The sequence below is a fragment of the Acaryochloris sp. IP29b_bin.148 genome, from assembly GCF_028285565.1.
Taxonomy (GTDB): domain Bacteria; phylum Cyanobacteriota; class Cyanobacteriia; order Thermosynechococcales; family Thermosynechococcaceae; genus Acaryochloris.
This window is the reverse complement of sequence record NZ_JANQOY010000008.1, coordinates 36,018-45,747: the sequence shown is the minus strand read 5'-3', so window position 1 is coordinate 45,747 and position 9,730 is coordinate 36,018. Positions and strand designations below refer to the sequence as shown.

At 50.2% G+C, this 9,730-nt stretch carries 10 protein-coding genes; 8 read left to right on the top strand and 2 right to left on the bottom strand.

The features are described 5' to 3' along the window. The 6 genes from Q0986_RS00865 to Q0986_RS00840 form a co-directional block, all read left to right on the top strand. The coding region (locus tag Q0986_RS00865; protein ID WP_299402386.1) for a hypothetical protein at window positions 1-105 on the top strand (105 nt) is incomplete at its 5' end. 85 nt (window positions 106-190) lie between these two features. Continuing rightward, window positions 191-934 carry a 3-oxoacyl-[acyl-carrier-protein] reductase gene (gene fabG / locus Q0986_RS00860; RefSeq protein WP_299402384.1) on the top strand — a complete coding sequence of 248 codons (744 nt, stop codon included), beginning with the start codon at window positions 191-193 and terminating at the stop codon, window positions 932-934. Window positions 935-1,148: 214 nt separating this feature from the next. Further along, the gene (locus Q0986_RS00855) at window positions 1,149-2,126 is read left to right on the top strand and encodes an acetyl-CoA carboxylase carboxyltransferase subunit alpha (RefSeq protein ID WP_299402382.1); all 978 of its coding nucleotides are present in this window, start codon (window positions 1,149-1,151) and stop codon (window positions 2,124-2,126) included. Window positions 2,127-2,346: 220 nt separating this feature from the next. Further along, window positions 2,347-3,072 (top strand): SDR family oxidoreductase, encoded by a 726-nt coding sequence (locus tag Q0986_RS00850; RefSeq protein WP_299402379.1) that lies wholly within the window; start codon window positions 2,347-2,349, stop codon window positions 3,070-3,072. A gap of 59 nt (window positions 3,073-3,131) precedes the next feature. Next, window positions 3,132-3,830, top strand: a complete 699-nt coding sequence (gene folE, locus Q0986_RS00845; protein ID WP_299402377.1) for a GTP cyclohydrolase I FolE — start codon at window positions 3,132-3,134, stop codon at window positions 3,828-3,830. Between the two features lie 122 nt (window positions 3,831-3,952). Continuing rightward, a complete protein-coding gene (locus tag Q0986_RS00840; RefSeq protein ID WP_299402374.1) occupies window positions 3,953-4,429 on the top strand; it encodes a pentapeptide repeat-containing protein in 477 nt (158 codons plus the stop codon). Between the two features lie 20 nt (window positions 4,430-4,449). Here the strand turns inward: Q0986_RS00840 and Q0986_RS00835 are convergent, their stop codons facing one another. Together Q0986_RS00835 and Q0986_RS00830 are read right to left on the bottom strand one after the other, a co-directional pair. Further along, window positions 4,450-5,775: a diguanylate cyclase gene (locus tag Q0986_RS00835; protein ID WP_299402371.1), complete on the bottom strand. Its 1,326-nt coding sequence runs from the start codon at window positions 5,773-5,775 to the stop codon at window positions 4,450-4,452. Between the two features lie 17 nt (window positions 5,776-5,792). Then, window positions 5,793-8,162, bottom strand: coding sequence for a CHASE2 domain-containing protein (locus Q0986_RS00830; RefSeq protein ID WP_299402369.1), 2,370 nt, complete (start codon window positions 8,160-8,162; stop codon window positions 5,793-5,795). 224 nt (window positions 8,163-8,386) lie between these two features. On the opposite strand from Q0986_RS00830, the gene Q0986_RS00825 reads away from it, so the two are divergent. Together Q0986_RS00825 and Q0986_RS00820 are read left to right on the top strand one after the other, a co-directional pair. Continuing rightward, window positions 8,387-8,824: a hypothetical protein gene (locus Q0986_RS00825; protein ID WP_299402367.1), complete on the top strand. Its 438-nt coding sequence runs from the start codon at window positions 8,387-8,389 to the stop codon at window positions 8,822-8,824. 44 nt (window positions 8,825-8,868) lie between these two features. After that, window positions 8,869-9,708 carry a DUF928 domain-containing protein gene (locus Q0986_RS00820; RefSeq protein WP_299402364.1) on the top strand — a complete coding sequence of 280 codons (840 nt, stop codon included), beginning with the start codon at window positions 8,869-8,871 and terminating at the stop codon, window positions 9,706-9,708. Window positions 9,709-9,730 lie beyond the last annotated feature (22 nt).

Genomic DNA, 9,730 nt, shown 5'->3' with positions numbered 1-9,730 from the left:
CGCCGTAATCTGGTTCTGCCTCAGGCCCTTGCTGCCATGCAGCCTGCGGGAGCCAAGATGGAAGAAGACTACCTCAAAATTAAATTTAGTGGGGCTGCTGCCTAGCTTGACCCTGCTGATAGAGACATCGATCGCGCCCCCCGCAATGTCATAAGATGGTTGAGCAGATTTTTTGGGCTCAGAACCGTTCATGAATTCATTGCAAGATCAGGTCGCAATCGTTACCGGTGCCTCCCGAGGGATTGGACGGGCTACGGCTTTGGCCCTCGCCGGTGAAGGGGCTAAAGTGGTCATCAACTATGCCAACTCTAGTGGTGCAGCTGATGCGGTAGTGGCTGAAATTGCAGGCAATGGGGGAGAAGCCTTAGCCCTCCAAGCCAATGTGGCAGAGGCCGATCAAGTAGATACCCTGTTTAAGACAGTGCTTGATAAATGGGGGCGTGCTGACGTGCTCGTGAATAATGCAGGGATTACCCGAGATACCTTGCTGTTGCGAATGAAGCCAGAAGACTGGCAAGCCGTGATTAATCTCAATCTCACTGGAGTCTATCTCTGTACTCGGGCGGTGAGTAAAGTGATGCTGAAACAGCGATCCGGTCGGATTATCAATATTGCCTCTGTGGCGGGACAAATGGGGAACCCAGGACAGGCCAACTACAGTGCGGCTAAGGCGGGGGTCATTGGTTTTACCAAGACCGTAGCCAAGGAAATGGCGTCTCGTGGGGTAACGGTGAATGCAGTGGCTCCTGGCTTTATTGCCACGGATATGACGGAGGGGCTAGGGTCCGAAGAGATTATCAAATTTATCCCCCTGGGGCGCTATGGCCAACCCGATGAAGTGGCCGGTATGATCCGGTTTTTGGCCGCTGATCCAGCGAGTGCTTATATTACCGGTCAGGTCTTTAATGTAGACGGTGGCATGGTGATGGCTTAGGATTCTCTTATTTTTACGGATAAAACCCCTGAGGCATCTCCCTTTATTGTGTAGTATTTTAAAGTGCTCTTAATGAATGTGGGGTTGTCCACAAGTTGGCTTGAGGGTCCTTGAAGCCTAGAGCACGCTTGTTAGAATCGTCGTAATAGTCTGTGTGACTGTTGGATAGAACAACAAGACTAGAATTGTTTAGTGTTTGACTAGGTATCTGCGAATGGCTGTTTCCGATCGCAAGCTCCAACTGCTCGATTTTGAAAAACCCTTAGTGGAGTTAGAGAACCGAATTGAGCAGATCCGTAGCCTCTCTGAGCAGAATGGCGTAGATGTGACCGATCAGATCACTCAGCTCGAAGGTCGGGCTGAGCAGCTTCGCCAGGAGATTTTTAGCAGCTTAACCCCAATGCAAGAGCTGCAGCTAGCCCGACATCCTCGGCGGCCCAGCACCTTGGACTATATCCATGCCATTAGTGACGAATGGATGGAATTGCATGGTGACCGACGCGGCCATGACGATCCGGCGATTGTCGGCGGGGTGGGGCGAATTGGTGGTCAGCCCGTATTAATGTTGGGGCATCAAAAAGGGCGCGATACCAAGGACAATGTCGCCCGCAACTTTGGCATGCCTTTTCCCAGTGGTTATCGTAAAGCGATGCGGTTAATGGACCATGCCGATCGGTTTGGTTTACCCATTATTTCGTTTATTGATACCCCTGCTGCTTGGGCTGGACTGGAGGCAGAACAGTTTGGCCAAGGTGAAGCCATTGCCCTCAATTTGCGGGAGATGTTTCGGCTAGACGTGCCTATTATTTGTACTGTGATTGGCGAAGGCGGGTCTGGAGGGGCGCTGGGAATTGGTGTGGGTGATCGACTCCTGATGTTTGAACATTCGATTTACAGCGTTGCGCCGCCTGAAGCTTGTGCGGCCATTCTGTGGCGGGATGCTCAGGAAGGCCCCCAAGCAGCTGAAGCCCTCAAAATTACGGCAACGGATTTAAAAGAATTGGGTATTATTGACGACATTCTACCCGAACCCTTAGGTGGTGCCCATTCTGCTCCGGCACAGGCAGCAGAAACGATTAAATCGACTATTCTGAGCAGCTTGGAAGAGCTATGGCGGCTGAGTCCCCATGAACGTCGCCAGCAGCGCTATCATAAGTTTCGGAATATGGGAATTTTCACCCAGCTGCCCTGAGTATGCGCCCCACCTTGAACCAGTGGTATGATGACTAAGTCGCAACATTTGTTTACAATTAGTGCAAGCTTGCGCGCGATGGCTGCCTCTGAATCTGCGCTGATAGCTTCAAGGAGTTTACACCCGTATTTTTAAGTCCCACAATGATTTGCTGGTCCAGTGTGCAGAAGCATTTATTGCTGGGCTGTTTTTTACCGAGTATTGATTTTAGGAATTTTGCATGACTGCTCAACGGAAACTGCGAGCTCTGATTACGGGAGCGAGCAGAGGGATTGGTCGGGCCACGGCCGAAGCATTTGCTGCGTCAAATATTGATTTGGTCCTCGTCAGTCGTTCCCAAGACCAACTAGATGAACTCACTCAGACCCTGCAAAAACAGGGGGGAGACGCGCGAGCCTTTGCCATTAACTTGTCTGACGTCCATCAGGTTAAGTCCCAAATCAGCCAGCTCTTGGAAGATGTTGGCCCCGTTGATGTTTTGGTCAATAATGCTGGGATGGGTTTTACCGCAGAGCTGATCGATATGTCCCTGGCGGACTGGCAGCGGGTGATTGATTTGAATCTCACGAGTGCATTTCAATGTATCCAAGCCGTGCTGCCGGGGATGCGATCGCAACAGCAAGGCACCATCATCAATGTCGTTTCCGTGGCGGGCCAACAAGCGTTTCCCCAGTGGGGGGCCTATTGTGCCAGTAAGTTTGCCCTGATGGGCTTAACCAAGTCTCTCGCCCAAGAAGAACGCCCCCACGGCATTCGGGTAACGGCGGTTTGTCCGGGTGCGGTGAACACACCGTTATGGGATACCGATACCGTGGATGCCGATTTTGACCGTACCGCCATGCTGAAACCAGCGGATGTGGCCCAATCGGTTTTGCATATTGTGCAGATGCCTCAACATGCGGTGATTGAGGAACTAGTGCTAATGCCAAATGCCGGGACTTTTTAAGCCCTCTCCTGCACCAGCCACAGCCCTTCTGTCAAATTTTCTACAATTAACTGAAGCTAATGACTACTTTCTCCCCTAATTCTTCTGATACGACTAATTCTTCTATGAACAGCACTACTAATAGTTCTCAACTTCGTCCTGATCGCAGTTTGTCTCAACGGGGGAGAGAGAAAGACACCCATCGCCAAGCCAGTAAAGAAGAGATGATGGGAGCTGTAGAAACCATGCTGTTAGGCGTGGGCGAGGATCCAGAGCGAGAAGGGTTACTAAAAACGCCGAAGCGGGTCGCCGAGGCCATGCGCTTTCTCACCAGTGGCTATCAACAGTCCTTAGAAGAGTTGGTCAACAATGCCATCTTTGATGAAGGCCATGATGAAATGGTGCTGGTTCGGGATATTGATGCCTTTAGTTTATGTGAGCATCATATGCTGCCCTTTATCGGTAAGGCCCATGTCGCTTATATTCCCAACAAAAAAGTCATTGGTCTGAGTAAGCTAGCTCGGATTGTGGAAATGTATTCTCGCCGTTTACAGGTGCAAGAGCGACTAACCCGCCAGATTGCCGAAGCCGTCCAAACGGCCCTAGAACCCAAGGGTGTGGCTGTAGTGATGGAAGCCAGCCATATGTGTATGGTGATGCGAGGAGTGCAAAAACCCGGCTCTTGGACCGTCACTAGCTCCATGGTGGGGGTCTTTCAAGACGATCACAAAACCCGTGAAGAGTTTCTGAATTTGATCCGCCATCCCCATAATTTCTAGCCTGAGCGGATGGAGATGAAAATCTATCCCCACCACAGGGCATACTCAAGGTTGAGAGGCTTTTCTCTGTTCGGAGTGAGTTCCCGGAGGCTGCCGTTGATAGTATTGGGGTTTTTTAGATCGTGAGCAACCATCCTCTGACCAGAAGCAGCCGTAGAGGGAACGCTGGCCAAACCCAGACTCAGTTTTTGACCATTGCGCTGCTGATCGGCAGTATGGTCGCATTGGTGTCTCCCTTGGCCCGAGCGGAGAACACAGAGGATTTGCAGCGCTTTAAGCAAACGCGTCGCTGCATTAATTGCAATCTAAAAAAAGCGAATTTAGTAGATGCCCCGTTGACCGGTGCGTTTGTGCGAGACACGAACCTGAAAGAGGCCAACCTAGAAGGTGCCGATCTACGCTTCGCCATCTTCAGAAAAGTCAATCTGAAGAACGCCAACTTAACCAATGCCGATCTGACAGGGGCAATCTTTAAGGACGTCAATCTAGACGATGCCATTTTAACCGGGGCGCGATTACCGATCGGCTTTGGAGAACGTCCTAATCCCACTCGAGATGTTCAGATGCCAAGCCAGCTTCAGCGACCCGAAAGGCCTTAACGCTAAGCTATTGTAGAGTTTCAGAACTCAGCTCCCCCATAGGTTGAGAGCACATCATGGGTAACCACACGATTACCGCCGTCGCTGCGAGCTTGCTGCAGGTTGCGATCGCAAGCCTCAATAAAGGCTTCAATACCTAGTTCAGCAGTCGGTTGAATGGCAGCTAAACCAATACTTAAGGTGATAGGTGGAGACCCCATCGCTAGCTGCTCGATTTGTGTTAGCAACTGCTGAGCAAGGGGTTCCGTTTGAGTCGTAGTCTGCTGGGGTAGCACAATCGCAAAGGTGAAAGTGCCATATCGACAGACGAGATCGTTGGGACCTTGTATCGCTTGTTTGATGCTTTGAGCGATGTCATATAAACATTGATCGCCCGGTTGAGACTGGCCCCCTGTACTATAAACATTGAAATGATCGAGTTGACACAACATTAACGTTAAGGAGTATTGGCCTTGAATGGCTGCTTGCCAGGAGGTGAGCAAGTAAGCATCAAAGCGGCGGCGGTTGGCTGCCTGGGTTAAGTCATCCAAAGCGGCGAGGCGCTGCAATTCTAGATTAGCTTGTTGGAGTTGAGCATTTTGGGTCCGCAACGCCTGCTGAAGTTGCTGAATTTTGAGTTGATTTTCGACCCGAGCCAGCACTTCTACGACCTTAAAAGGCTTGGTAATATAGTCCACTCCCCCGGCTGAAAAGGCTTTCACCTTATCCCAAGATTCATCCAAGGCACTGATAAAGATAACAGGAATATATTGTGTGGATGGATTGGCCTTTAGCTTTTGACAAACCGTATAGCCATCCATTTCGGGCATTTGGATATCCAATAAAACCAATTGTGGTTGATCGAGAGCAACGGCCTGGAGGGCAACCTCACCATTCAGGGCTTGGAGCACTTCATAGCGCTGTTCTTCGAGGACATCTGTCAGCAGTCTTAGATTTTGGGGCTGATCATCGACGAGTAAAATTTTGATTTTTCCAGATAGGCCCGTGGCGTCTAGCAAGGGCGGTTCTACGATCGCTGGTGAGGGCTGGATCGGCGTGGGGGTAGAGGCGGCCTGTGTTGCACTGCGCATTTCCTGGGCCAGAATAAACCGTACATTAGACTTGGAAACTTTTTTATCCAGGGCTTGGGAAAGTAAGTGCCACAGTTTAGGGGCCACATCCTGTTTGACATATTTAGGTGAATAACCACATTCATCCGCTATCTGATCATAGGTTTTACGTTCCCCTTGCAAGGCCGTACTGAGAATACGCCGTTGGAGTTCACTGCAATAGGTCTCCGTTTTTTGCAGAATTAAGTTCTCCGCGAATTCTAAGAGTTGTTCTGTGGAATTATCGGTGTCACTCATGGGAACTGCCTTTGGTGTTATTCCTGGATTAGCTGGGCTGTGACTTCAGTGATGTGGGCATACTCATAGTTCTCGGCTAGATTCATTAAATAGTGAGCGGCTGCGTCATACTCTGGGGGAATGTCCCTTAACAGTTGGATCACTTGCTTCCCCTTTAGTCGTAAGGCGGCGTGATGCAACTCCTTGAGCCAACTGGAAGGCATCAATGCTAAGACTTGGTGAATGGTGCCTGAGCCGACGGTGAGGGATACTTCTGGTTCAACCCTATCACTCCGTTGGGTGGCGGGAATGATGGTCGCCTCGTCCGCTATCGGTTGTGGGCTATATTCACTGTCTGCTAACGAGACTTGAGCAGTGAAGGTCAAGAGGGTTCCTTGTTCCACTTGGCTAGAGACTGTGATCTCGCCATCCATCAACTGGGCGAATTGCTGGCTAATGGGTAACCCTAACCCTGTGCCTGATTTCGATTTTTCGCCACTTTCCGTTTGTTCAAAGGGAATAAACAGTTTATGGAGTTCTGAGGCGGCAATGCCTTCGCCCGTGTCTTCCACTTCAAATCGTAGGGTTAAACGGTCTGTTGGCGGCAGACTATTGATCCGTAGCGTAATGTGTCCGACATGGGTGAACTTAAGGGCATTACTCAATAAGTTAATCAAGACTTGGCGAAGTTTCTGCGCATCACCGACTAAGGAAAAGGGCAAATCGGGGGCTACTTCCACCCGAAAAGACAACCCTTTTTGTTCTGCTCGGAGTCGAAAAATGCCTTCAACAGTCTCGATTAACGTGCTGAGTTTAAAGGGAGCCTCTCGCAGTGATTGTTTTCCCGACTCCAACTTGGCGAGGGAAAGAATGTCGTTGATCAGTCCTAATAAATGCTCGCCACTTTGATTAATCAAACGAGTGCGTTTGTGGTTGGCCTCAGAGAGGGTGCTGTCCTGCGCCATCATTTGGCTAAACCCCAGGATTGCATTGAGGGGGGTGCGTAATTCATGGCTCATTTTGGCGAGAAATTTGCCTTTAGCCCGACTGGCCATTTCCGCTGCTTCTTTGGCTTGGCTCAGTTCCAGGTTGGCTTGTTGAAGTTCGGAGGTGCGGTGAGCCACCTGGATTTCTAGATTGGTTTTGGCCTGCTTCAAAATCCGCAGGGTTTGTTGTTGGGCTTTGATGTTGGTTTGGATCAAGCGATCGTATTGATAGAAGGCATCTAGGCCCAGACTAATCAGCAGAAAGTTAGCTAGAGTAGGAACCATAGGTAACCACCAGCCCCAAAGCAGAGCTAAGTAGCTACAGCCTATAACGAGTAACGTGACTAGTGCGATCGCAAGTAAGGTATACCGAGGCGACCGAATATAGGCTGCAATCAGGATGCCCACAACTCCGCCAAGGACAATGCAGAGATATTCTGCCCACTCCGGCCAAGCGCTAATCATCGGTCGTTGATCTAAGGTGGCGCTCAGAATCTGGCTAATCGTATGGGCATGAAATTCGACGCCATAAACCCAATGTTTGCGATCGTCGATAACAGAGGGGACTGCGGCTGAAGAATAGTCCTTCGCACTCGGGGTCGTCACACCAATAATCACGATCCGATTTTTGATTAAATCGGGTGAAACATCACCTGAGAGAACTTGCTTAAATGAAATCGCCTGAAAAGCCTGGGGACCATTACGAAAATTCAGCAGCATTTGCATATCTCCCCCACCTGCACTGGCACGGATATAACCGCCAAAGTTGGCGCGAATACGGGGAATTTCAGCAGACCTAAATCTCATGGTTGAGGGATCGTGGCGGCCATTCTCAAGCTGAATCTTCCGGGGGGTCAAATAAGCCTCCGCCAATAGCAGTGCCAGAGAAAAGCGGAACTCTTTTGGGGTTTGAGTGCCCAACAATGCACGGCGTTGGCGGCCATCTTGATCAATGGGAGCATCCGCAAATCCCAGACGATCTATCGGTAAACTCGGAGGAGGATCAACGGTTTCGGGCAGAACTTTGTCAATACCAAATAAGTTATCCATGTCTCGAAACGCGATGGCTAAATCAGCGGAGCCAGGCTCAATCGGTAAATCGCGAAATAAATCCAGACCGATCGCCCGAGGTTGATGACGTTGCAACTGAGTCAGCACCTGCGCCAAATATTGATCCGGGATGGGGTAGCGGCCAAGAGAGCGAATGGTTGCTTCATCAATCTTGACGAGCAGAATGCGCTGATCTTCCGATTCAGAGGGTCGATATTTGATAAAGGCATCTAAGGCTCGCCATTCTAGATATTGAAAGGCCCCTGTCCAGCGTCCGCCCAGGATTAAACTCAGAACCAGCACACTGGGCAGCGCCACCAGTTGGAGTGGGCTTAATGATTTGCGCAGTCGATGCCAAATCTCAATGTTCAACCCGCTCTCCTTAATCCGTGATGTCTGGATAACAAAGGGGTGTGGTGCACCCATTATTCAGCAAGAAAAATGCCTGAACTTGGTACTGTGCTGAAACTGGACCTGAACTGTTCTGCCATCCATATCTGAATGACTGCTGAATTTTCCTGATGATAACGGGATTTTTTCTGCACAGGTGCTCCATTAATCTAATTTCAACAACCGAATTACGGGGGAGATTGAAGATGTCTGATGACGTTAGATATGCCAGGCCGACCAGCTATTCACTTCCCCTGCCACCCGTCAGGGAAAGGATGACAGGGATAAAGCAACGATTCCAGAAATGGGTTCGCCGAGAAATAATTGATTTTGATCCCTACGACAAAGAGGTTGAATTACGCCTGTGCGAGCCCAAGGGCGAAGAGGTGACAGACATCTCTTTACCTGAAGGATTAAACGCAGAGAGATTCGAATCAATCAGACAAGATACTACTATGGTCGTAGAGAAAACGCGAGATTCCATACTTTTACAACAGCGACCCATTGTTTCAGAACCCTGGCAGGAGGTTGCACTGGAGTGGACCCATCATGACTTAAAGACCATTGCCCATCGAGATCATCGTACTGCTCAGTGGCTAGGGGAGCAGCTTGCGATCTCAGTTTGTGAGGTTAGTGCAGCGTAAGGTATGGACGAATGGCTTATTTTCATTTCCATCCATGTACTCCCATGAAACAACTGACACCGCAAAGACAACGATCGGCCTTCACTGGCTTCAAGGGCTGTTTAGGGATTGGTTTGTGCTTGGCATGCCTGCTCCTCCCCTGGCCTGTTGAGGCGAGGCGCTATAAGCCCCCCTCAGGGGATCCGCCCAATGACTCCTTTTCCTCCAATGGTTCCCGTGCTCCAGGTTTTCGCCATTGTGCTTCCGCCCAAACTGTAAGCACTCAAACAGAGACAGACCAGCCCCCTCCGTTGCCGTTAACCCTGTTCTCTCCCCTCAGTCATGTGGGTCGGACCACCACGACAACACCAACCTTGGTTTGGTTTATACCGGTGACGGAGCCGTATCGCCTCCGCTTGTCTCTCTTTGCCCTCGATTCTGACCAAAACACAGTACTGTTACATGAGTTGGAGTATGTAGAACAAGCATCAGGCGTGATTCAATATACCTTGCCCGACAACCAATCTGAACTGCAAACGGGGCAACGGTATATTGTGCGGTTGAGTCTGGCCTGCAATTCCACTAGCGATCGCTTTAATCAATCTTTTGTCACCGAATTGGATATCAAAGCGCCTTCCCCGACTTTGAAGCAAGCGCTGTCTCAGGCTAAAACGCCGCAAGCGAAGGCTGCGCTGTATGCAGAGGCTGGCTACTGGTTTGATACGGTTCGAGAGTTGTTGGTAGACGCAACCCAATCTAAGTCCTATGCGCAGGTTCGGACACTGCTGAAGGAATTGGCAGAGTCGGAAAAGGCGGAGGATTATCGTCAGACCTTAGTCCAACTGGCGGAGACCCTCAAAGATGATGATCTCGGCCCATCCGCAGATGGCCCAAAGGCCCCGTAACCTGAACCGCCCACGACCCCTT

Coding starts and splice junctions, on each gene's coding strand:
- fabG (WP_299402384.1), top strand. CDS start 191: ATGAATTCATTGCAAGATCAGGTCGCAATCGTTACCGGTGCCTCCCGA.
- Q0986_RS00820 (WP_299402364.1), top strand. CDS start 8,869: ATGAAACAACTGACACCGCAAAGACAACGATCGGCCTTCACTGGCTTC.
- folE (WP_299402377.1), top strand. CDS start 3,132: ATGACTACTTTCTCCCCTAATTCTTCTGATACGACTAATTCTTCTATG.
- Q0986_RS00825 (WP_299402367.1), top strand. CDS start 8,387: ATGTCTGATGACGTTAGATATGCCAGGCCGACCAGCTATTCACTTCCC.
- Q0986_RS00835 (WP_299402371.1), bottom strand. CDS start 5,775: ATGAGTGACACCGATAATTCCACAGAACAACTCTTAGAATTCGCGGAG.
- Q0986_RS00850 (WP_299402379.1), top strand. CDS start 2,347: ATGACTGCTCAACGGAAACTGCGAGCTCTGATTACGGGAGCGAGCAGA.
- Q0986_RS00855 (WP_299402382.1), top strand. CDS start 1,149: ATGGCTGTTTCCGATCGCAAGCTCCAACTGCTCGATTTTGAAAAACCC.